The following is a 22,676-nucleotide window of genomic DNA, read 5'->3' as shown; positions in this document are numbered from 1 at the left end:
CCAAGCCCCGCGGGGCAGCATCTCAAATCCCATACCGCATGACTTGAAACCGATCGCTTGATCACAGGGGCAAATATCGATGTTTAAACGACCATCCGTTCACTACGGGCGTATGCCCGAGCCGATTACACCTTATCAAAAGGCTGCTCAGGTTTGGGACCAGCGCATTGGATCCGCGCGCGTGCAAGCCAAGAACTGGCGCCTGATGGCGCTCGGCTGCTTGATGCTGTCCGCTGGACTTGCTGGCGGACTTGTCTGGCAATCGAGCCAAGGGTCGATCACGCCATGGATTGTCGAGGTCGACCATCTCGGCCAAGCCCAAAGGGTTGCGCCGGCCAGCTTCGACTATCAGCCCACTGACGCGCAAATCGCCTACCATCTGGCGCGCTTTATAGAGGATGTGAGGGGCCTGCCAGCGGACGGCATCGTTCTGCGCCAAAACTGGCTCCGGGCCTATGACTTTACGACTGATCGTGGCGCCGCCGCTCTCAATGACTATGCGCGCAACAACGACCCCTTTGCCAAGTTGGGCAAGGTTCAAATCTCTGTGGACGTCTCGAGCGTCATCCGCGCGTCTTCAGAAAGCTTTCGGGTCGCATGGACCCAACGCAGCTACGACAACGGCTCTCTGAGCTCGACTGAGCGCTGGACTGCAATTCTCTCGATCGTAATCGAGACACCCCGCGATGCCGAACGCCTGCGCAAAAATCCCCTTGGCGTCTATGTCCGAGCCATCAACTGGTCAAAGGAGTTGAGTCAGTGATCAAGTCGCCGTTTGACATTCGTTCAAAGCAACCCTTCGCGCAAAGCAGGCTCCATTCGGCTTGGCCCGAGGTCGTGAACTCAAGGTGGGCATTTCTGTCCGCTCTTCTGCTTTGTTCGTCTATGCTCGGTGCGTGCGCGACTTACATTCCGCCGGAGATCAGCTATGACGCTGAAGTTCCTCCGCTACCGGCGACGCCCGCGGCCCTCGACGACAGATCGCGGCCGCTTCACGTTCCACCCCTCTGGAAGCCGGCTCTCGGCGGCAAGTCGGGGGAGAAGGAAGGCGCTGAACCCGTGAGCCGGGTTGAGACAGCAAACAGCGCAGCCCGGGTCGAGCCGCGCAAGCGGGGGTATTTCAACGCGGCGCAAATCTACGCCTACAGTCCCGGGGCGCTCTATCAGATTTACGCCGCGCCGGGGCAGATCACGGATATCGCGCTCGAGGAAGGAGAACAGTTGACGGGATCAGGCCCTATCGCGGCCGGAGATACCGTACGCTGGATCGTGGGCGATACGGAGAGTGGGAACGGCGACACGCGCCGCGTCCATATCCTGGTCAAGCCAACCCGGGCATCGATCGAGACCAATCTGGTCGTCAATACCGATCGGCGCACCTACCTGATCGAGCTCCGTTCCCGCGAACGGCCATACATGCCGTCGGTTGCCTGGTACTATCCAGAGACTGTACGAGAACGATCGCGTTCGGTCGCTCTGAAGCCCGTTCTTCCGGCTCCGGCGCAGCGCATCTCCCGCTATGCGATCGAAGGGGACAGTCCTCCCTGGCGGCCGCTCGCCGCATATGACGATGGCCGTAAGGTCTACGTCGAATTCCCGCAAGGCATCGTACAGGGCGAGATGCCTCCGCTCTTCGTCATCGGTCCAAACGGCAAGACCGAACTCGTCAACTATCGCGCCTATGGCAACGTATTGATCGTTGATCGGCTGTTTGCTGCCGCCGAACTGCGGCTTGGCGGCGAGCACCAGCAGAAGGTCCGTATTGTCAGGACCGACGGAAGGCCATCGTCATGAACGCTCGGAGTGGAAACGAACAAGAGCAAGCAGTCTCGCCGGAGACTCAGGGGGAGAAGTCCGAAGGTTTCCGCTTGAGAGCGGAGAATCCGCGTGTGACGCAGTTATCCCGAAAAGTCCTGGCTGGCGGGAGCGCGATTGCTCTGCTTGTCATTGGCGGAGCGGTGCTCTGGTCGCTGCAGAGCAATCGTTCCCGTAATCAGGCGACCGATGAGCTTTACAGCACCGATCACCACAATGTTGCCGACGGCATTACGGCGCTGCCGAAGGACTATGCTGGCGTTCCGCGCCAGCCAATCCCGCAGCTTGGTCCGCCGCTTCCCGGTGATCTCGGTCGACCAATCCTTGCCGCTCAAGGCCAGTCGCCGGCGATCGGCGCTGATCCGGAACAGCAGCGCCGAGATCAAGAAACCGAGGCAGCCCGCATGAGCCATTTGTTCGCTGCGACCAATGGACGTGAAGTGCGTCAGCCTACCGCTGCGGCCGTTGGAAGTGGCCGCGTCGTGCCATCGAGCGCAACGGGAACCGGCGATAACGCATCTGCGCAGAGCGGTCAGGACCGAAAACTAGCCTTCGTGAACGCCTCAGTGGACCGTCGCGCGGTCAGCCCTGACCGCATCACTAGGCTCGCTTCACCATATATTGTGCTAGCCGGGACGGTCATTCCGGGAGCTTTAATCACAGGGATCAGGTCCGATCTTCCGGGTCAAATCACAGCGCAGATTACCGAAAACGTGTACGATACGCCGACTGGCCGCTTTCTGCTTGTCCCCCAGGGAGCGCGTCTGATCGGGATCTATGATAGCCAGATTACTTACGGCCAGTCCCGTGTTCTGCTCGTCTGGACGCGGCTGATCATGCCGAATGGACGCTCCATCGTTCTAGAGCGGCAGCCTGGCGCTGACACCGGGGGCTATGCAGGCCTCGAAGACCAAGTCGATAATCACTGGGGTGAACTCTTCAAGGCCGCTGCGTTATCGACGTTCTTGGCTGCCGGGACGGAACTGGGCGCAGGATCCGACACCAATAGCAACGACAGCGCGATCATCCAGGCACTGCGGCACGGCGCCTCCGACTCACTGAACCAAACCGGACAGCAGGTGGTTCGACGCAGTCTTAACATCCAGCCCACTTTGATCGTGCGCTCTGGCTTCCCAGTTCGCGTCCTTGTCAACCGCGACCTCGTACTTGCGCCATACGGAGGGTAATGGCATGCCGAAGCTTAGAATAGGAGCGCTGCCCGACGACAAGCCGGTCAAGGTCGCCACCGAGCTTTCAGCATCAGTGCATCGGGATCTCGTCGCCTATGCAGAGGTCTTGGCGCGTGAAAATGGGCAGCGAGTCGATCCAACAAAGCTGATCGCGCCCATGCTGGCACGTTTTATGGCCACGGACCGCGGATTTGCGCGATTGAAGCGAGGGCGTCACCCGCCAATGGCGGAAGACGGATAGTAGTCAGCCAGCAATCGCAGAAAGCGTTTCAGCGCCGGATTTTCGTTCCCACGCAGCCAATGAACATGGAAACATACCTGCATCTGGCCTCGGCGATCGCGCAATTCTCGCCAAATAAGGTCATCTCCAATAGATTTCGTATTAGATGCGAGCATAAAGCTGACTCCAAGCCCTGCACTTGCAAGGCCGTGGATGACATGTCGGCTTACATTGTGTCGCTGAACCTTTTGTCCGATGCCTTGCGCCACAAGGTACGGTTCGATGATCTTTGTCAAACTGCATACATGTTCGCTCGTTCCGAGCAAGATCGTTTGATTGAGAAGATCCGTCCAGTAGATAACTTCACGGGTAGCCAGAGTATTGTCTGCGGCTAACAGAACAACAATGCCTTCGCACCATAGTGCACGAGATTCAAGATCGATTGACCGTGGCCCCTCGGGAACGATGATAGCATCTGCCACTCCGCTCCGTAGACAGCCATTCAAATCTGTCGGTGATCGCTCAATTGCGGTCACTTCGATGTCATGTCGTCCAAGATCAGCTAAGATCGCACGCAGATTCCTTGTCGAACCCGACGTACACAAACCTACCGAGAATTGAGAGGAGCCTGTGACTGCGCCATAACCTGCCGATTGAACAAGCGCTTCAATTCGCTCGAGGATCGCGGTCGCGCGACTTAGGAAGCTGGAGCCTGCCTGGGTAGGTCGTATTCCTGCCGACGATCGCTCGAACAATGTCGCTCCAACAAGTTGCTCTAACTGAATTACCGACCGGCTGAGTGCCGAATGTCGAACTCCGAGTACATCGGCCGCGCGCCGCAAGCTGCCGCAGCTACATGCAAGTACCGCAAGGCGAAGATGCTTCAGCTCGATTCTTGCGTGGCGACAGTCAGAGTTGTTGGATGGTTGCGCGTCCACTTCGATAACCCCTGATTGGCAGAAGCCGCCTGGATAGGATATTTCGGCTTAGCCGTGCGTACACCTGTATGATTCAACAGGCTATTCTTCTTGAGATCGCGTGTAACTTGGTGGAGACGGCCGCATTGTTGATTGCAGTACTTCGCATTTGGTCCGCACGGAGTTTGGCACATGACCTTTCCAGCACTCCCATTCGAACCGTTTGGTGAGCTTTTGACCTCTGCGGGATGTTTGACGCAAATGTTCAGGATTGGGTACCGTATTTCAGGCACCGACACCGTCCTAACGTTTACTGAGGTTCCGTTCTCCGTTGTTCGGCAGTGGATCCCGCAAGAGATATCTGTATCTGTCAGCTTGCGCCAAAATGGCGGGTTGATTGCGAGTCTCGAGCTTGGGGAGACGGCCGAACGCAACGTCTTAAAGGAAGTTTCGTTGGTTCAGCTTGTCCAAGAGCTTATCGAGCCGCATCGCTTGTCCATGGAGGAAGTCAAGACGTCTGATTTGGATGTACTATTGCTTGCTTTGGAGAGTTCGGCGCAGTTCGTCAGGACCGCAATATCAACCCTCAAGTCGAATAAGGATCCGCCGTGTGGGTAGAACAGAGCGTGCGGTCGGCTCTTAATGGAGCTTGAAGCAGAAAATGCGGTCTGGGATCACCAGATAGTCGGTTGGTGTCGGGAGTGCTCGATCCCTTGTCGGGGGGAGAGAGCAACACCGCCAGCCCCGAGGATGCTTAGAGGACTGGGACAGGAGCTCAGAAGTTTCAAATAGCCACGATTGTCTCGCCTGAGCGCCGCGCCTACGACTGCTTCTGCAACAGCTTCAGCCGGCAACGCAGCGCCTCGTGATGTGGGCGCGCGCGAGCTGTTCGGCCTTGTCGCCGTCGCGCGAGCCAATGGCCTCTATAACGGCCAGATGCTCGCCGTGGCTGGTCGACGGGCGGCCCGTCACAGTGAACGTGGTCGGGCCTAGCAGGGCGATCCAGTCCTGCAATTCACGTGCGGCGTTGTCGAGATAGCGGTTGCGCGCGGCACGGCAGATCGCTTCGGAAAGGCGCGGTTGAGTCTCGCCACTCAGCGGCGTCGTTCGTGGAAGCCTCGACAAAGCCCCTGCTCGATATCCCTGAGCGCGTCGATCTCGGGCGATGAGGCGTGTTCGGCGGCGAGGCGCGCGGCGGCGCCCTCCATGATCTCGCGCACGGCGTAGAGCTCGAGTACCTCGGAGATGTCGAGATTGCGCACGATCAGCCCGCGACCGCCGGCGGGGTTCGACGAAGCCGCGGGCAGCGAGACGGCCAAGCGCATCCCCGACCGGCGTGCGGCTGACCTTCAACGCTGCGCGGCCTCTTCCTCGCGCAGCCGGTCGCCGGCGCGGTAGCTGCCGGCCTGAAAATGCCTCGCACATCGAGCGGAACACGGCTTCACCCAGCGCTACGCCGCCGCCGCGCGCGATCGATCTGCCTGCCTTCGCCGTGCGTCTGACCATGCATCCTCGAAACGCAATGCGTATCCTGGCCATGTAGATATGCAACTTGACATCATCGCGCACTACAAGTAGCGCGACCCAACACGAAGAGGCGGCCCTCAGGCCGCCTCTTCGTGTTGTGGCTAGCACGGCTTCTTGCAAAGCCCTGCTGTGCCCGGTGGGCGAAAGGATCGTTAGAAGCTAGTAATCAAACCGGCAGGCGCCGCCATATTCGTCCCCGGCGCCACCGCTGTAGAGCGTGGCAACTTCGCTGGCGCGGAGAGGGACGGTCCTCTCTGCCGTAGCAAATCAATGCGCGTGTGCAGGCCGCGATAGCATTGATTGCCGACACGGCGACGGAATGCGACTTGGACGTCTTCAGAAAAAGAGCGTCGGTTTAGGTGCGATGCGGCGACCCGCGAGGCATCGACGAACGACTTGGTGCAGTGCCGACCACTTCTCCGGAGTTAGAACCGAAGGCGATGAGACATCTCCTCTTCCTCACCTCATCGATAGCCCGCAGCAGTTCGATCGATGCTGGTTCGGAGGACGCATTTCGCGTTCGAGAAAATGGCGCAGAAAGCTCGAGCCGCTCGACGTCGCACTCGAAGTGGAACCCGTCTGTTAGATGGCAACCAGAACTGAATATCGGTATCGGTGGTTGCGTCCGCAGTCTCGCGGACCATTTCTCGCCGCCGAGCAATTACGTAGAGCGAGACCTTTGACGAACTACCAAGGGGCCACGTCACGAGTTAGGCTGCCCTCCGGTAGGAAAAGAGGATTTCGGAAATAGTGGGTCTGGCGATGTCGCGGACCCCCGCTACCGTGCGTCCCCCACTATTCTCAAAAGTGGGTTTCGGGCTGTAGCGGTCTCCCGCTACCACAATTAGGGTAGCTACCAACTCCCGAAATTATTCAGTTTTTTCAATGTATTAAGCCGTATTTTATCGCGGCGGCGCGACCTGTGTCCCTCACACTGGACACGGTCTTGAAGATGGCTCGCCACGCTTACCTTTAGCGAGCTGCGCCGCTTCGGATTGCTGCCTGCGCCGGCTAAGCCCGGGGTCGGGTCCATCCGGCCTTGGCGTCGGCGCCGGCGTCGTCAGAACCAGCGTTGCTGTTGCCGGTGCCGGCTACAAGCTCAGGTCGGATCTGGACCTCGAAGCACAGGCGGCGGTGGAGCGCGCACCCGCTGCATCGAGACGACCGCGAACGCGCGTACGGCAAAACCGTGTGGCCCTTGCTGCAAGCACTATTTTGGGCCTGTTGAAATCGCCGGAAGTGACGGAAAATGAACGCATGTATCGGCTGCCGCCTGACTAGCGAACGGCCGGCCTGAAGCGGCCGGGACCTAATAGGCCCTAGTTTCACATGGCGGGGCTCGATGCCCGGTTCGGGTCACTTTCGGACTTCCGCGTGGTCCAAATCGAAGTCCGCTCTTACTGCACCAGCAGACATGAGCGGCGGAAGGCCGAAGGATGGCGGTCCGCCCGCAAGTTGTCCGGGTCCTTCTGAGTTTGCTGCATGCGGGACGGCGCGACCAAACGTATTAGCATTTTCACGTATTAGCATTTTCGCATCTCATCTAAATTTCGTACCGTATCGCACAAAGAGGAGCTGCCGCGCCCGGCAGCGTGGCGCTGACCGAAAACGAGAAGCATTTGATGGTCGATGTCTACCTGCTGTCATAAGCGCCTTGCGGTAAGGCCCCCTCACTGCGGCCAATCCTTGCAGAGCATGATGCCGATCATGATCAGGGAGCCGATTGCGACCACCACCGGGCAGACAAACGGCAACTCTTCCAGCACGCAGATGACGACCGCCCGGACGCGGAGGGTTTTCTTCGTATGCGCAAAGCGCCAGCCTGCCACACCCATCGGACATCTCCGTTTGGCCCCCAGCAGCGGCGGTCTTACCCTTCAACACGAAGCGATTTCCGGCTATCGCCCATTCGGATGTATCCCTGGATCAAGGTGAAGGAACCCTTGCATGGCCTGATCGGCCCCTTGCAGCCAATCAGCGCCGCTGCAATAGGCCGTGAGCACGCTGGTAGCCCCGCACTCCTGGCGCCGTGCACGGCTTTCCTACGGCCTCGCCCTCACGCCTTACGTAGCGCCAGGTCTGCGCTTCTGCTGTCCCGTGAGGTCGAACCGTTCGCGTTTTCAGCGACCGCCGCCCGCGCTTTGTGAGGGCGCAGGATCACTTCTGCCGCACGATCGACGCGGCGCGCACGCCTGATGGCGTCTCGCCGAAGCGCCGGCGGAACGAGCGATTAAAATGAGAAACATCACCGAAGCCGACTGCAAACGCGATATCGATGATGGCCAGATGCAGATGGTGCGGGTCAGTCAGCATCGCGAAGGCACGCTCAAGCCGACACCTTGCAAGGTGCTCGGTGAACGACTGTTCGGTCTCCTCCAGCAATTTTTGCACGTATCGCCGCGACATACCGAGCGCTCCAGAGACCTTGGTCAGATCGAAATTGGGATCGCTGGAGCGTTGCGCGACCTCCGCCAGGATCGCTTGGACCTTGGCCGCCTTCACACCACGCTCTGTAACGATGTTCGCAGCTTCGGCGGTCGGCCCGAGCGTCGCAGCCACGAGATCGAGGAGATGTGCACTGACGGTGGAGGCGAGTTTTGATGCCGGAGGTTCTTTGAAGGATGCGAGCGACCGCAGGTAGCGGTGGAGCAGTCTAAGCGCCGGTCCGGGACGCACCGGCCGGCCTGATAGATCTTCCGGCAGCGCAACCAGAGACCTAAGGGCGGCAGCCTCCACCGTTACGAATTTAACGCTGGCGCCACGCGGCCCAAATACTCGCAGCGGCCTTCCCCGGTCAACCAAACAAGCGGAGCCGGTATCATAAACATGTTCCTGGCCAGCATTTGCAAATTGGACCGGCCCAGCCTCGACGATGTTTAGTCCGAAGTGGTCACGGCTATCCTTGAGGTGGTGTTTGTGACGGAGAAACTCGACCGGCGTGGTGATAATGCTACAAACGCCAACCGTGCCGAGCGGCAAGTAGGTGACGTCGATACGTGGGCGACCGCCGCTGTGATCAATCACGTCCAAGGCGAGGTTTAGCCGCGCAAATCCCTCACGGAACGTGGAGAACCGTGCGCGCTCCGGCAGCATCTCAGTCGACCACCGCACAAGGGGAGATGACGTTGGCATGCTGGCCTCCCGTTTCGGCGCCTAACCACACAAGAACGACTGAGGCGCCCGAACGAAATCTGTAAATTCCTCGAATAACGTCAAGACGTCTCAAGAGATTATATCGCGCCGCAGCTTCGGCGCAGGTGTGAAGTGGATTACAGACGGAGGTGGGACCTCAAGAAAATGATGAGGAATTTGTCGTCGGGCTTTCGATGCTCTCACGGTTCGCATCGAGGTTGCGATGATGCGTGAAACGCTGGCGCGAGACCGGAGACGGCGAGCGCCTTAAACCTTCGTATCGGTCCGTTACCCGTTTAGATGACCGACGCTTACCGACGTTCAATTGAGGCGCCGATCGCGATCGTATTGTCTACAGAGCGTGCGGTAGCGCCCCCGCTATCGCTGCCCTCCTTGGGCGTTTCCTCCCTAGACTTGGGCCGCTTGTGGCAACGCAGGCGGCGCTTCTTTTGCGTCTCACCGCTTCACTCCATAGCCTAAGGCGCACATCGGGAGCGGCGATTTGCTTATGATGGAACCTTATGTCGATTTCACCGGACGACTTCGATCCGCTGGCCGTCGTCGTAGACTGGCTCGATGCCTGTCGGCGGGGAAACCTCAGCGCGCTGCTCAACCTGTATGATGAGCAAGCGGTTTGGGAGTGCGACTGCGAGGGCGTGAGCATAACTGGTCGAAAAGCGATTGCGGCTTATTGGGCACCGAAGCTTGAAAGCAAGGGAGCGAGCGCCGATAGGCACTATCGCTTACGTACGTTCGATGAGATGCCGCGCGCCCCGCGATGCGATGATCCGTGAGGCGGGCAGAATGCGGCTACCTACATCGGAGGCATGGAGTGATGCAGGACGAAGCCGATAAACTCAATGAGCGAGTGACGATGCGGCAAAGACCTGCTCGGTTTTCTAGGCCTCGCAAAGGCTTCGTCCCGCGGCGCTCCTCCTCGGATGTCAGGTCACCGGCATGGCCTTCGGGTGGATTGGCTCGACCACAGCGTTCGCTCGGCGATCAGAAGGCGTGAAGGCCCCCTTTGCGTCGCTCAGCTTCCGCATGTAGTAGCCTTGCCTTTGAACCGCCGACTTGATCTCGTCACTGACTTTGAGAACCTTCCTTTTGGATTTACGCCATCGCCCCGACTTGTGTGGGGGTATAGGAAGTCCCTTACTAACGACGAGCAAGTCCCGTCTATCGTTCAAATAAACGTCAAACATGTGCCACCCTGGGCCAATTTAACGGTATCGTTTCGGTGCAAATGCGCAGTTACAAAATTGCAGGCTGCACTTTTTTAAACCGCTTCATCGCAGCACTGTAGCGCTGACAATAACACCGGGCCTTCGGCTCCCTTCCTGTGAATAGCGGGGAAGACTCGCGGTGTTCATCCAACGTGACGCGTTCTTCTGCTTGTATGTTGTTCGGATGTTACACGTGCACACCAACAAATTTCCGCTACGCGTCGCGGTGAACGCCTCACTGCTTGCGCCCCAGCCAAGGGGACAAGCTGTGGATTAAAGGTAGGTTGAACCCACTAGGCGCGGTTGATGGAACCTGCCGTGGGAGTCAACGATGCCAATTAGCGACCTAATAGACAGATTGATAGAAGAACACCGAGGCGACGTTCACGGGGCCTTGCAGGTGCTCCTCTTGCTCAACGAGCAACTCGAAGCCGAGTTGAAATACTTCTATGAACAATCCAACATCGTGCCACCGCATCGAGGCACGCTGCACTAGACCAATTGTTGGTAGCCGTAAGGCCAATCACCTCGTCCGCAGTGCGGCTGGTTGATGCTTGATGTAAGCGCTGCGGGAAGCAGCGGCAGGTTGCCAACGTAGCGGTTGATCACGCGAAGCAGCTTGATGATCGCGGCTTGGTTAGTGGTGATGCTGCAGAGGTTGCGTATAATTGCAGTTGCTATTCCTTCCGAATCGCCGGGGAACGATGTTGGGCTCGGCTCTTTGGCTGGCGTACCTGCCTTCAGCTCCGGCGTCGCCGTGCATTCGCCGGCCCAGAGCTTCGTCCCCCTGACCATCCCGACGAGCTTGCACCCCTCGGCTTCATCTGAACGAGCGGCTTCGCGACGACGGTCGATTGCTTTGCCGGCGTTGCGCCTTAAGCGATCGCAATCGTGGGAATAAACAACATAGCGAAACAAAGCGCTGTTCTCATAACGTGGTTCCACATCTTCAACGCGTGCGTCCGCAAATCAGCTTGCCAACTTGTTGGCACGCGCCGGCTCCTCCAGCGCGTCGCGCAAATCAAATCGGCTCGTCGGCCCAGGCATTGTACCACCCCCCCCCCCCCATTCGCGACGGTATAGAAAACGCAATGGCTTGATGCTGGTCTTATCAAGGCTCTTAATCAGCGGCTCTGTCGGAGCATATCTCCAACCGATGGGTGGTCGACGATTACATTCACCACCGCCAAAATCGGTCTGGCGCCATCGAGCGGATTTGAACCTGCGCACGAAGGAAAAGTGGACGTATCTGGTGCGGTTATTGGTTCGCTGTCTGACAATTTTCGCTGATCACCCGCGGCTGGTAGAGTTGCTTGCAAAGTTCTTTAGCGAAGAGAATGCCAGCCGCGTTCAACGACACTCTGAGTCAATGTGGCGCCGGTTTCGACTGAAGCATGGCGCGTGGAACATCACCGACGTCGTCAAGATCGGGCGCCTGGCCGTAGCCCATGCGTTTCATCTGTTCGTGGACCTGTGCCATTTCCGTCTCGCTGAGGCGCGGAGGTTCGCCGATCGCCAGCGCGTGGACATACATCTTCGCCAGGGTCTCCACCTCCACGGCAAGCCAAAGCGCCTTCTCAAATGTCTGCGCCGTTACGATCAATCCATGATGGCCGAGCAAGCAGGCATTTCGTCCTTCGAGCGCATTAACGGCATAATCGGACAGCGCCTGTGTGCCGAAACAGGCATAAGGCGAACAACGGATATCGTTGCCACCGGCTACCGCGACCATGTAGTGGAAGCAGGGAATGCCACGCTCGTGCACGGCGAGAATGGTGCTGAAGGTGGAATGCGTATGAAGCACGACGTTTATGTCGTCACGCGCTCGCAGAATATCGCGATGAAAACGCCATTCTGAAGAAGGGCGATGGGTGCCCTGGTAATTCGCGGCAAAATCCATCGCGACAATGTCTTCTGGCCGCATGTGCTCGTAGGGCAAGCTTGTCGGCGTGATTAGCATGCCGTTTGGAATCCGGTGAGAAAGATTGCCGGAAGTCCCTTGGTTGAGACCGTTTCGGTTCATCTCCTTGCAGGTATCGACGATGCCCTGGCGGAGATCGGCATGATTGCGGTCTGTCATGATGGGTGCTCCGAAAAAGAAATCCAGGATTGATAGGCGGCGGAAAGGGTGCGTTTGCACTCGCCTTCGCCGAGCGGCGTGACAGCTTCAAGCACCACGCTCGAAACCGGAATCGTACGCGAAAATCTCCGCCACAGCAGCGCAGCGCCGAGCGCCGTTCCATCCCGAGATTGGCTCACCGAGACGCTCTGCGATGGCCGCAACGTGGCCAGAGCGCGCGCGAAGGGCAGGTTGGCGGCAAAGCCACCATCGATGACGACGTGTTTCGAGCTGCCAAGCGCATCTAGACAGCGGTTTGCGCTGAATGCGGCGTAGAGGACTGCCAACCCCTGCCATTCGGCTGGCGTTTCGGGCCGCGGTCCGATAATGCGCCCGCGGTGAGCTGCACCGGGGAACAGTCCATCATCGCCAACGAAGGAGGGGAGTGCCAGGGTTCCAAGGGCCAGTAGACTCGGCAATGCGGCGAGGACAGCTGCATCAGAAGCGTCGTGGTCTCTGCTGATCAAGTCATATTCGCGGCCTGTTGCGATCAGCGTGGAGGGTACGTTCTCACCGTCGACATCGATATTGAGCACCATGCCGCGTGTGGCGTCGAGGTTGTCTAGCGCGAGGCCGCGCTGAAAGCCGATCATCCAGGTGCCTGTTGATAGGATCGAGGTATCGGCCATGCCCGCGGCCTTGTAGCGGAATAGATTGGCGTTGGAATCATGCACGCCGCAGAGGATTTCGGTCGAGCGCGCCAAGCCGGTACGCTTGGCTACGGCCTCCGAAACCCTCCCTAGCACCGCACCGGCGGATGCCCGCTCCGGCAGAAGACGATTCCAGCCGCGCTTGCGCATCAGGGAGGAAGGCTGATGGTGGAAAAGGTCCCAGATATGGCTCTGAGCCGCGAGCTGTGAAATTTCACTTGCAGCACGCCCGCCGAGCCGCAAGGCGAAATACTGCGCAGTCATAAGATATGTTTTCGCGCGGGCGAATTCGGCGGGATATGCGCTTTCCTGCCAGAGCAATTGCTTTCCGAGCCGCATCGCACCGCTGATACCGCAAAACACTTCATCATAGGCAGGCGCAATCCGGGCGTAGACCTGGTCGATCTCAGGCGGCGAGACTGCATCATAGTCCATCATCGGCAGCACTGGCTCGTCGCCTTCGACAAGCACGGCGCCACACCCATGCGCGGTCGCGATCACCGCGCCGATGGTGTGGCGTTGCGTCACCACGGCCAAGGTGTCAAGGAACCACTCTTCCAGCCCGGCAAGATCATAGGCAAGGTATGGTCCTGCCGTGGTCGGCACATTCGGGATCGAATGTGTTTCGAGCGGCCAGCCGTCCTCACTCGCGACCAGCAGTTTCAGATTCGTCTTGCCAATATCGAGAACCGCGATCCGGGGAGAGGTTTCCGATCGTGTCATCGTTGTCTACCGGGGCGCTTTGCCGCCCAGATGAGGAACCGCGGCAACGGCAATCAGGATGCCACCCCAGATCGCCAGAGTGAGGAACTGGCTGAGATTGAGAAGGTTGAACGCCGAGGAGATCACCTGAAGGATGATCAGCGCAAGCAGCAATCCGCCGACTTTGCCAAAGCCGCCAAATGGATCGACGCCACCGAGCACGGCTGCAAGAATGGTGATGAGCAGATAGCTCTCGCCATATGCCGCGTTGGCTGAATTGAAACGTGCCAGCATGACGACCGCTGCGACACCGGCGAGCAGGCTCGAGAGGACATATAGCTTGAGCAGGACGGCGCGGGTATCGACGCCGGAGTAGCGGGTTGCCTTCTCGTTCGAGCCGATCATGTAAACCCTTGCCCCGAAGGGCGTTGCGTTTAGCATGAGCGCGACGGGTAACGCACAGAGCGCCAGCACGATCAGGGCAAAAGGCACCCCGAGAACCGTTCCATTGCCGATGAAAACAATGGGCTCCGGAAATCCGGAGATGACATTGCCGCGCGTCAGGCCGATCGCGAGTCCCTTGCAGAGTGTCATGGTGCCGAGGGTTGCGAGGATGGGCGAAACGCCGAGATAGGCGATGACAAATCCGTTGACAAGGCCGACCAGTGCCGCGACGGCAAACCCTGCCGCAATCGCCAGCACCTGCACGCCGGCCCAGGCAATGCCCTGAGTGCCCGGAATGTAGTGCGTCAGCAGGAAGGCAATGGTCAGTCCGGAGAGATTAGCGGTGGCGATGATGGAAAGGTTGAGGCCGCCAGATAGCAGGGCCAGCATCATCGCAAGCGAAAGGATGCCGAGCTCCGGCATCTGGAAGGCCATCGATTGCAGCGTGTTGACGGAGAAAAACCGGTCGCCGATGGTAATGGCGAACACCAACCAGAGCGCGACCAACAACAGGATGAGGGTTGCGATCGTCCCGCTGCCGGCCAAACGGATCAGGCGTCCGCGAAGGGCGAGGGTGGACGCATTTCTCATGACCGCGCGCTCCGGGTCCGCCGTTCTCGCTGCGACCAGGCTGTCGCCGAGACCGAGATCAGAATGACCAACCCGACAAAAAATGGCGACCAATAGGACGAAACGCCCAGCAAAATGATTCCATTCTGCAGGATGGCGAGCAGTGCCAACCCCAGAAACGTGCCGAGAACGGTGCCGACGCCGCCCATCAGGCTGGCGCCGCCGAGCACGACGGCCGCAACCACGTCAAGCTCCTTGCCGACCAGCACCGTCGGAGCTACGGACTGTGCAAGCTGTGCCTGGACCAGCGAGGCGATACCGGCCATGACCCCCATGTAGCAATAGACCAGCATGTTGAGGCCGAAGACATGGAAGCCAAGTCGCTGCGCGGCATCGGTATTGCCGCCCATGGCGTAAATCTGACGACCGATGTTGCTACGATTGAGCAGGAGCCAGGTGAACAGAAATGAGGACCCCAGCGCGAGGATCTGCAGGTTGACGCCGTAGGACGTATCCTTGCCCCAATCGAACTCGAACCAGAATATCCCGGCCGCGAACCAGTCGGGTAACGAATAGATGTATTTACCGCCCGTGAAGAAAATCAGCAGCCCATAGAAAATGTTCAACGTTGCCACGGACACGATGATTGATGGTATCCGAAGCTTCTGGATGAAGATCGCGTTGAGGGCGCCGAGCGCACCTCCAATACCGATCGCGATCGCAAAAACGCAGACCCAGTTCGCGCCGTATGCGTTCGCCACCGTAAGCGTGACATATTGCGCCACCGATGCTGTCGCCGTGAAGGAGATGTCGATTCCGCCGGCGATCAGCACCACGAGCAGCCCGAGGGCGAGGATGCCTACGAATGCGTAGGAGGTCAGCAGGTCGAACAGATTCTGCATGGTCAGGAACTGGCCGTTCGCCGCGCCCAGGCTGACGCAGAGCACGAGGATCACGATCAACAGCCAGAACTCATGGCTGCGCCGAAACCTGCCAAATGAAGCAAACCGCGATTCAGGCATTGACCGCCTGCCGAAGCGCATCTTCGGAGGTGTCTGCGGCCATCACGTCAGCGGTCAAACGCCCTTCGCGCATCACCAGCACGCGATGGCTGTGATAAAGTACCTCGGGGATTTCGTCTGATATCATCAGCACCGCGACGCCCTCGCGGGCCAGCCTCCGGATGATCTCATAAATCCCATCCTTAGCGCGGATGTCGACACCGACCGTTGGGCTATCAAGGATAAGCACTCGTGGGTTGGTCGCCATCCATTTGGCGAGCACAATCCGCTGCTGATTGCCGCCGGAGAGCGTCTTGACCGCGTTGTTGGGATCAGACACCTTGATTCCGAGTTCGGCGACCCATCGCGCAACATGGCTTTGCCGCGCGCGTGTGCCAATCAGGCCGAATGCACCAGCGAGACGTTCCAGCACGGTCAGCGTGACGTTCGACGTGATCGACTGGTCAAGGATGAGGCCAAGCGCAAGCCTGTCCTCGGATACGTAAGCGATGCCTCGACGGATCGCGTCTGCATTCCTGTTCAGCGCGATGCGGTGGCCGTCAAGCGCCATGGTGCCTCGATCGGGCGGGTTCATGCCGAACAGCGACAGTGCGAGCTCGGTTCGGCCCGATCCAAGCAATCCGGTAAGCCCCACGACTTCTCCGGCGCGCAATTGCAAGCTCACATCGTCGTAGTCACCATCGCGGCCAAGGCCCTGGACTTCGAGGACAACCGCACCCACGGCAAGGTCGGACACCTGCTTCTGATACTCGAAAGCTTTCCCGGTCATCAGGTGACTGAGTTTGCTGCCGTCGATGGCCGCTGCGTCAAAGGTGCCTACCTTGGCTCCGTCCCGCAATACCGTCACGCGCTCTGCGATCTCGAGCACCTCGTCGAGGCGATGGCTCACGAATACGACGCAGATACCGCTTCGCTTCAGGTCGCTGACGAGCTTGATCAACGTGTTGACCTCGTGGCGGGTCAGCGACGCTGTCGGCTCATCCATGATGAGGAGTTTGGCATCCGCCGCCAGGGCCCGGCAGATCGCGACCAGCTGGCGTCCGGCAATGCTGAGTTCGGAGACTTTTGTTTCCGGATCGACCTCAATACCGACCTTCGCCATTGTGGCCATGGCGATGGCCCGCATAGAGGACCAGTTCACCGTGTGGACGCCGCCAAGATGGTGCGCCATGGCGATGTTCTCGACGACGGTGAGGTTGGAGAATAGCGATAGATCCTGATAGATGACCTGAATGCCGCAATGGGTGGAGTAGACCGGGCTTAGTTTTGGGTACTCCTTGCCGGAAATGACGATCTGGCCTCCTGGTTCCGGCGCCTCGACGCCGGAAATGATCTTGATCAGCGTCGACTTGCCGGATCCGTTTTCGCCGACAAGGCAATGCACCTCTCCGACCTCCAGCGTCAGATCGACGTCGCGAAGCGCATGCACGCCGCCGAAACGCTTTGATATGCCGGACATCTCCAGGAAAGTCGTCAATGCTTCGTCCTGTAATGGGACCGCTTGTCAAGCGATCGCCTCGACGCGGATCGTATTCCCGGCCAGAAAGCCGGGAATGCGGCGCGACGAGGCGGCTGGGGCCGGTGTAGTTCTAGAGTCCTCCGGCAATCAGTCCGTCGATGGTTTCTTTGTTGATCCGCATGATCTTGTCGACCTTGATCTGCTTGCCGGCCACATCGACCGCGGCCTTGCCGAGGCCTGGAACATCGACGCCATCCGTGATTGGCTTGCCATCAAGCACGAGCTTGGCTACTGCAACCATGGCGTAACCTGCATCGGTGGGATTCCACAGGAAACCTTCGCGGATGGTATCATCTGCGATGAGCGACTTCGCCTGGCTCGGCAGCACGGTGCCGACCACGGCGATCTTCTTGCCAAGGCGTTGTTGACGCACCGCATTGCCGGCCCCGATCGGTCCATTCGAGCCGAAGCCGAGAATGCCGCGAAGGTTCGGATAGGCCTTGATCACGTCAAGCGTCGTGCGCTGGCTGGTATCGATCTCGTCGGCGCCGGGGAAACGGTCGGCGACGAGTTTCATTTTCGGGAAATTCTTCTGCTGATAGGCAATCGCGGCGTCGGCCCATTTGTTGTGAAGCGGCGTCGTCAAGGTCCCGACATAAACCACGTAGTCGCCTTCGCCGCCCATGTCCTTGGCGAGACGCTCCATCTGCACTTCACCGAAGCGAACGGAATCGATCAATTCCACGTTCCAGTCACGGCCTTCCTGCTCGGGGCCCTCATGGGTGATGACTTTGATGCCGGCCGCCTGGGCGCGCTTGAGCACCGGCTCGCACACTTTGACGTCCAGCGGCACCAAGCCGATCACGTTGACCTTCTTGGCGATCAGATCATCGAGCAGCTTTACCTGTTGTGCCGGATCGACGTTCGCCGGTCCAACCATGGTGGCATTGATGCTGAAGTCCTTGGCACCCTTCTGGATTCCCTTTTCAAGAGCGTTGAACCACGGAATGCCGGCGATCTTCACGACCGTGACCATTTCCTTTTGAGCCTGCGCAAAAGCAAACCCCGGAAAACCGGTACCGGCGATCGCCGCCGCACCACCAAGCATTTTGAGTGTCTGGCGTCTGTCCATTGTTCCCTCCCAGGAAGCTATTTTTAGCCTCCGCTCCTTTACCCGGCACTCGCCTGGCGGAGCAGTTGGCTTCATTCTTGATTGGCGGCGAAAAGGTCACCTCCAGCCTCAGGACTTGCGTGGGGATTAGAGACCAACGCTACGAAAGGTGTCAAGGAAGTGACATGTCAGCCAGCCCCGCCCGTGGCGATGTCCGGGCATGGACATGGCCGACCTGCAGCTGGCAACCGCCAACGTCTGCCCTCACGAAGAGAGCGGACCAAATCCTTATAAACGTAGGCAGATTACGACCGGCGGAAGTCTTTGGGGGATGTTGTTGCGGTCCGCGAATTGAACCCGCCGTTCGACCAGCTTCTGAGTTCAGGCGGACGATCGGAGCAAATATCGTAGATTTGCGTCGTGTGGGGAGAGGCGGCAGTACTCTCCCGACTCGAACCCGACAGCTCGCAAAGCGAGGGATCGCCTCGAGCGAGTTACTCCACTCCGTCGCGAGAATTGCCCGGGACGCATGACCGCTCCCGCATAGCGCGTCAGGCTCATAACCTGAAGGTCATAGGTTCAAATCCGACCGGCGATAATTGTCGCGCGCGGGCTCGGATGCACATGCCTTGGCCTTCGCCGGCGCAGTTTCGGGTGTGCGGATCAGCTAAGATGCCATCGCTCTCACGCGTACGTAGGAGCCGGGAGCGTCCTCGATGACTGGCAAGTTGCCGCCGCCCGGTTCGCGCGCGGGATCGCGCTGATGATCCAAGCGAGTAACCCACTCATCCCAAACGGGCCACCAGGAGCCCTGATGACTGGTTGCGCCAGCGAACCATTGGTCGGGGGCAGGCGGCAAGTTGTCGTTTGTCCAATGGCCATACTTACTGCCCGGCGCGCTGATGACTCCCGCCATGTGTCCGGAGGCGGACAGCACGAATTTGACGGGACCGGAATACAGACGCGTCGCCGCATAGGTCGACTCCCATGGGGCGATATGGTCTTCGCGCGTGGACAGGATGAACGACGGGATCTTGATCCGCGACAGGTCGATCGGCGTGCCGGCGAGAGTGATACCGCCGGGCTTGGATAGGCGATTTTCCAGATACATCGCCCGGAGATAGAATGAATGCATAGCCGCGGGCATCCGCGTGGAGTCCGAGTTCCAAAACAGTAGGTCGAACGGGAGCTGCTCCCTGCCGAGCAAGTAATTGTTCACGACGAAGGACCAGATCAGGTCGTTGGCCCGCAACATGTTGAATGACGTCGCCATATCCTGAGCGTCGAGATAGCCGCGCTCGCGCATGCGCCTTTCGAGCGACGCGAGCTGCTCCTGATCTATGAAGACGGCCATGTCACCGACTTCTGCGAAATCCACCAGCGTCACGAAGTAGGTGGCGCTTGCGATCCTGTCGTCCTCGTTCGCGGCCAGGTAGGCGGCCGTTGAGGCGAGCAGAGTACCTCCGAGGCAGTACCCGATGGCATTGACGTGCTCTTCGCCGGTCGCCCTTTTGATTGCATCCAGGGCCGCGACGGGACCCTCGAGCATGTAATCTTCGAAGCCCTTCTCCGCGAGCTTCTCGTCCGGATTGACCCAAGAGATGACGAAGACGGTATGGCCCTGGTCGACTGCCCACTTGATAAGCGAGTTTTTCGGCTGAAGATCGAGAACGTAAAATTTGTTGATCCACGGCGGGATAATGAGGAGAGGTCGCTTGCGGACTTCGCTTGTCGTAGGAGCGTATTGGATGAGCTGCATCAGGTTGTTTTGGAAGACGATCTTACCGGGGGTCGTGGCGATGTTCTCGCCGAGCTGGAAGGCCTTCATGTCGGTCATCGTGATGGAGAGGCGGCCCTCGCCACGACCGACATCGGAAAGCAGGTTGTCGAGCCCACGGAGCAGATTTTGTCCTCCGGTCTCCAGCGTGGCTTTGAGCACCTCCGGATTGGTGGCGACGAAATTTGAGGGAGAAATGGCGTCGACGAACTGACGCGTGTAGAAGTCGACCTTGCGCGCGGTGGCGTCGTCCATGCCCTTGACGTCTCGGACAGTCGAAAGGATCGCCTTGGCAGCGACCAGGTAGCTTTCCTTCACGTAGTTGAAGACTGCGTTCTCGGTCCAGTCGGGATGCTTGAACCGTTTGTCCTTGGGTCTGTCGGTTTCGCAAGGGCGTATCAGCCACATGCTTTCTGCCGCCGATTTCCAAACGGCCATGCTGTCGTTGAAGAGGTCGATCTGGGCCTTCGCTACTGGCGTCGGGTCCGACATCATTTTCGTCATGAGATCGACGAAATCGAATCCGAGCGTCGAGGTGTCTCCCATGCCGACCCTCGTGGAGTCGGCCTGGGACGTGGCGAACCGCTGCATCAGCAACTGGCTTTGCTTCGCGATCGAGTGCAGTTGGTCAGCGAGAACAAGAGGATCCCACGTAGGTTGCGTCGATCGATCTCTCATGTCTTCCTCCCTCCGTTTTTCGAAAGAGTAGCACCGTTGGGATCGAAGGCCAGCGAAGGGGCAGTCGATCCGACGGGTGGCCGGATTTAACGTGGGTTCGGAAGGCTAGTTTCATAGTGCTGCGGTCAACGTCTGCGCAACGTGGATACCTGGATTTGTCCGACGATCCATTCGCAGAAATTGCGTGCGGCCCCAATACATTGTGCTCTGCAAAAGGGGAGCCGGGCCTTTTGCGCGGTGGCCCCGCGATCGCCTTCATCGAAGCGCGCACCAGCGAACAATCGGTCGATGCCGTGACGACTAAGTTCGCTTGGTTACGTGTGGGTCAGTCACGAGCCCCCTGCGGAACTTGGAAGATCCTAAAGCGCCATCGCGCCTCAAACGTGTCAAGCTCAGTCAGTGTCGACGCTTGCGCATCCAATGGATTGCCTGGCGTATTAGGCTTCGCTACGACGGCGCCCGTAGCCTCTCCACGAGAAACCGGTTCGCGAGATACCTCAGAAGACCACTCCAGCAACGACTTCGAAAGCATGGGCTTGCCCGCGTACCAGCATTTTCGTCCGTCGATGAGACGATAGGACCACCACTGCGCTTGCCGATTTGCCGGCATTGCAGAGCTGCATTGTTGCTTAGCTTGCACGATTCTCATTTCGAGCGGCGACAACGTAGCGATACAAAAGGTGAGAGCAAACCATTTAAGCGATTTGCTCATAGGCTCGCTCAGCCGCCCTGTTGCTGCAATCGACTTATGGCAACGACCAAGGCGAGGCGTTCGAGGACTTCCACCAGCTTCTCAAGGATCTGCGCATTATCCTTGGGTCGGGGCTGCAAGTATTCTTCCAATATGAGCTGCGCTTCGCTAATCGCTTGCAGCGCCAACTGTTGATCAGTCATCGATGCTTACTCATTAAATGAACGTGCTAACGGAGTGAAGAAGAGAGGAATTAAAGTCAGATTTTAGGAATATCCCTGCTCCTCGTTTCACATTTTGTTTCAGGGTTAGGCTTTTACAATGGGAGTGCCTTTGCCGAGTGATCGGCAATTTCGCAGAGATGTGGCTGTGAGCATAGTCCAGCCATTGCGGCATTTGCGCTCCTGCCGAGCCAATGTCCGCTATTGGCCATTTTTCCGAAGCAGCGTCTGGGCTCGCGGGATGCCCGCTTTTTGAGACATGGCGGACTAGATTTGCTCAGGTTGAGTTCTTCGCATTGTGACCCAAATCAGACATCATCCCTCCGGTACCTCGGCCAAAGCATGCCTTCATAGATGCGTTCACGTCCGGCGAGGCGGATGGAATTTTCACTCGCTGCGCCGAGGCGGAACCGGCGGATGGTAAAGCTTGGATCAAGCGCAAGTCCTGCCTTCGCAGCGGCTCGCGCCTCATCCAGAAAAGTAGCGCAAGGACGACGGCGAGCCCGAAATGCGTAATGGGATAATTTCGGTTGGCCTCAAGACTTCGACGGAACGAAGCTACTGCTTCGGCGTCGGCATTGAGCTGCACTTTGGCGAAGCCGACCATCTGCAGCCACCGGAAGGCGGATATGTCGCGAGGAGAGAGGCGGAGCGCCTTCGTTGACATGAGCCTCGGTACGCCTCAACCGCGATGAGTTGGGCGTCCAGCGTATTGGCGAGCCTTGCTACGATTTCGTCCTGCGTATCGAAAAGGTCGGTGAAGAGCTCGTCAAAGCGTTCGGCCCATCGATGCGACCCGGTTTGACTGTCAATTGGTGCGGAGTCGACAGATGAGTGCAAAAGTGAACAGTCCTTGGATCGCGCGCGGTGGCGTCAACAATTGACCTAAAGCGATCATGCGCCGCATAAGCCTGTACGGCTGATTGCCTTCCCGGACACAAGCGACCCCTAGGCCCCGGCAGAGTTCGAGGAGGATATTTCCGTCGGCAGACCGGCGATGTATCCACGAGCACCGACACCTTCAGCAGCGTAATGCCGTGATGGCGTCGACGTTCAACGGCACCGGCGAACCTGAGGGCGTCTGCGGCCCGGCGAAAGGCCTTTGCCAGATCGATGCGTTGAACGAAGGCGAGGTAGTTGGCGACAAGCCCGTCATCGCGCGTTGTCGACCCACGCGCCTTGCGAAGCCCGCTAAGTGATCATCC

The 22,676-nt window shown here is 58.8% G+C and carries 19 protein-coding genes and 2 pseudogenes; 6 read left to right on the top strand and 15 right to left on the bottom strand.

The window, feature by feature from the left end; all coding sequences use genetic code 11:
- Positions 1–79 precede the first annotated feature (79 nt).
- The 4 genes from trbF (at position 80) to NLM25_RS37600 (ending at position 3,246) form a co-directional block, all read left to right on the top strand.
- Entirely contained in the window at positions 80–763 is a 684-nt protein-coding gene (gene trbF, locus NLM25_RS37615) for a conjugal transfer protein TrbF (RefSeq protein WP_254122987.1), read from the top strand.
- A 122-nt stretch (positions 764–885) separates the two neighbouring features.
- Positions 886–1,794 (top strand): P-type conjugative transfer protein TrbG, encoded by a 909-nt coding sequence (gene trbG, locus NLM25_RS37610; protein WP_256571086.1) that lies wholly within the window; start codon positions 886–888, stop codon positions 1,792–1,794.
- Positions 1,791–3,002 (top strand): TrbI/VirB10 family protein, encoded by a 1,212-nt coding sequence (locus NLM25_RS37605; protein ID WP_254140254.1) that lies wholly within the window; start codon positions 1,791–1,793, stop codon positions 3,000–3,002. Before trbG ends, NLM25_RS37605 begins: the two co-directional genes overlap by 4 nt.
- A gap of 4 nt (positions 3,003–3,006) precedes the next feature.
- The gene (locus NLM25_RS37600) at positions 3,007–3,246 is read left to right on the top strand and encodes a DUF2274 domain-containing protein (RefSeq protein ID WP_254122984.1); all 240 of its coding nucleotides are present in this window, start codon (positions 3,007–3,009) and stop codon (positions 3,244–3,246) included.
- On the opposite strand, the gene NLM25_RS44545 is transcribed toward NLM25_RS37600, so the two are convergent.
- Complete coding sequence (locus NLM25_RS44545; protein WP_375167857.1) at positions 3,219–4,163, bottom strand: LysR family transcriptional regulator; 945 nt, start codon at positions 4,161–4,163, stop codon at positions 3,219–3,221. The genes NLM25_RS37600 and NLM25_RS44545 overlap by 28 nt on opposite strands.
- Positions 4,164–4,334: 171 nt before the next feature.
- On the opposite strand from NLM25_RS44545, the gene NLM25_RS37590 reads away from it, so the two are divergent.
- Positions 4,335–4,760 (top strand): hypothetical protein, encoded by a 426-nt coding sequence (locus tag NLM25_RS37590; protein WP_254122983.1) that lies wholly within the window; start codon positions 4,335–4,337, stop codon positions 4,758–4,760.
- Between the two features lie 202 nt (positions 4,761–4,962).
- On the opposite strand, the pseudogene NLM25_RS37585 reads toward NLM25_RS37590, so the two are convergent.
- The 3 genes and pseudogenes from NLM25_RS37585 to NLM25_RS37575 form a co-directional block, all read right to left on the bottom strand.
- A pseudogene (locus NLM25_RS37585) lies at positions 4,963–5,648 on the bottom strand (GntR family transcriptional regulator).
- Between the two features lie 1,691 nt (positions 5,649–7,339).
- Positions 7,340–7,504, bottom strand: coding sequence for a hypothetical protein (locus NLM25_RS37580; RefSeq protein WP_254122982.1), 165 nt, complete (start codon positions 7,502–7,504; stop codon positions 7,340–7,342).
- 322 nt (positions 7,505–7,826) lie between these two features.
- Positions 7,827–8,762 (bottom strand): AraC family transcriptional regulator, encoded by a 936-nt coding sequence (locus tag NLM25_RS37575; RefSeq protein WP_254140253.1) that lies wholly within the window; start codon positions 8,760–8,762, stop codon positions 7,827–7,829.
- Positions 8,763–9,322: 560 nt separating this feature from the next.
- Between NLM25_RS37575 and NLM25_RS37570 the strand changes: the two genes are divergently transcribed.
- Positions 9,323–9,595 (top strand): nuclear transport factor 2 family protein, encoded by a 273-nt coding sequence (locus NLM25_RS37570; RefSeq protein ID WP_254140252.1) that lies wholly within the window; start codon positions 9,323–9,325, stop codon positions 9,593–9,595.
- A gap of 150 nt (positions 9,596–9,745) precedes the next feature.
- On the opposite strand, the gene NLM25_RS37565 is transcribed toward NLM25_RS37570, so the two are convergent.
- The 11 genes and pseudogenes from NLM25_RS37565 to NLM25_RS37515 form a co-directional block, all read right to left on the bottom strand.
- On the bottom strand, positions 9,746–10,006 hold the full coding sequence (locus NLM25_RS37565) for a hypothetical protein (RefSeq protein WP_254122979.1): 261 nt from the start codon (positions 10,004–10,006) through the stop codon (positions 9,746–9,748).
- A gap of 591 nt (positions 10,007–10,597) precedes the next feature.
- A pseudogene (locus NLM25_RS37560) lies at positions 10,598–10,693 on the bottom strand (SOS response-associated peptidase); the annotation flags it as partial.
- A gap of 700 nt (positions 10,694–11,393) precedes the next feature.
- Entirely contained in the window at positions 11,394–12,107 is a 714-nt protein-coding gene (locus NLM25_RS37555; protein ID WP_254140251.1) for a class II aldolase/adducin family protein, read from the bottom strand.
- Positions 12,104–13,519, bottom strand: coding sequence for an FGGY family carbohydrate kinase (locus tag NLM25_RS37550; protein WP_254140250.1), 1,416 nt, complete (start codon positions 13,517–13,519; stop codon positions 12,104–12,106). Before NLM25_RS37550 ends, NLM25_RS37555 begins: the two co-directional genes overlap by 4 nt.
- Positions 13,520–13,525: 6 nt before the next feature.
- The gene (locus tag NLM25_RS37545) at positions 13,526–14,533 is read right to left on the bottom strand and encodes an ABC transporter permease (protein WP_309143662.1); all 1,008 of its coding nucleotides are present in this window, start codon (positions 14,531–14,533) and stop codon (positions 13,526–13,528) included.
- Positions 14,530–15,534 (bottom strand): ABC transporter permease, encoded by a 1,005-nt coding sequence (locus NLM25_RS37540; protein WP_254124610.1) that lies wholly within the window; start codon positions 15,532–15,534, stop codon positions 14,530–14,532. The genes NLM25_RS37545 and NLM25_RS37540 overlap by 4 nt, the downstream gene beginning before the upstream one ends.
- Positions 15,527–17,011 (bottom strand): sugar ABC transporter ATP-binding protein, encoded by a 1,485-nt coding sequence (locus NLM25_RS37535; protein WP_254122975.1) that lies wholly within the window; start codon positions 17,009–17,011, stop codon positions 15,527–15,529. Before NLM25_RS37535 ends, NLM25_RS37540 begins: the two co-directional genes overlap by 8 nt.
- A 112-nt stretch (positions 17,012–17,123) precedes the next feature.
- Complete coding sequence (locus NLM25_RS37530; protein ID WP_014491732.1) at positions 17,124–18,125, bottom strand: autoinducer 2 ABC transporter substrate-binding protein; 1,002 nt, start codon at positions 18,123–18,125, stop codon at positions 17,124–17,126.
- Positions 18,126–18,771: 646 nt separating this feature from the next.
- Positions 18,772–20,559 carry an alpha/beta hydrolase gene (locus tag NLM25_RS37525; RefSeq protein WP_254140248.1) on the bottom strand — a complete coding sequence of 596 codons (1,788 nt, stop codon included), beginning with the start codon at positions 20,557–20,559 and terminating at the stop codon, positions 18,772–18,774.
- 720 nt (positions 20,560–21,279) lie between these two features.
- Positions 21,280–21,453, bottom strand: coding sequence for a hypothetical protein (locus NLM25_RS37520; protein ID WP_254122973.1), 174 nt, complete (start codon positions 21,451–21,453; stop codon positions 21,280–21,282).
- Between the two features lie 295 nt (positions 21,454–21,748).
- Positions 21,749–22,138, bottom strand: coding sequence for a hypothetical protein (locus tag NLM25_RS37515; RefSeq protein WP_254140247.1), 390 nt, complete (start codon positions 22,136–22,138; stop codon positions 21,749–21,751).
- Positions 22,139–22,676 lie beyond the last annotated feature (538 nt).

Origin of the sequence: Bradyrhizobium sp. CCGB01, assembly GCF_024199795.1 — a bacterium.
Classification (GTDB): Bacteria; Pseudomonadota; Alphaproteobacteria; order Rhizobiales; family Xanthobacteraceae; genus Bradyrhizobium.
This window is presented reverse-complemented; position numbering and strand designations above follow the sequence as displayed.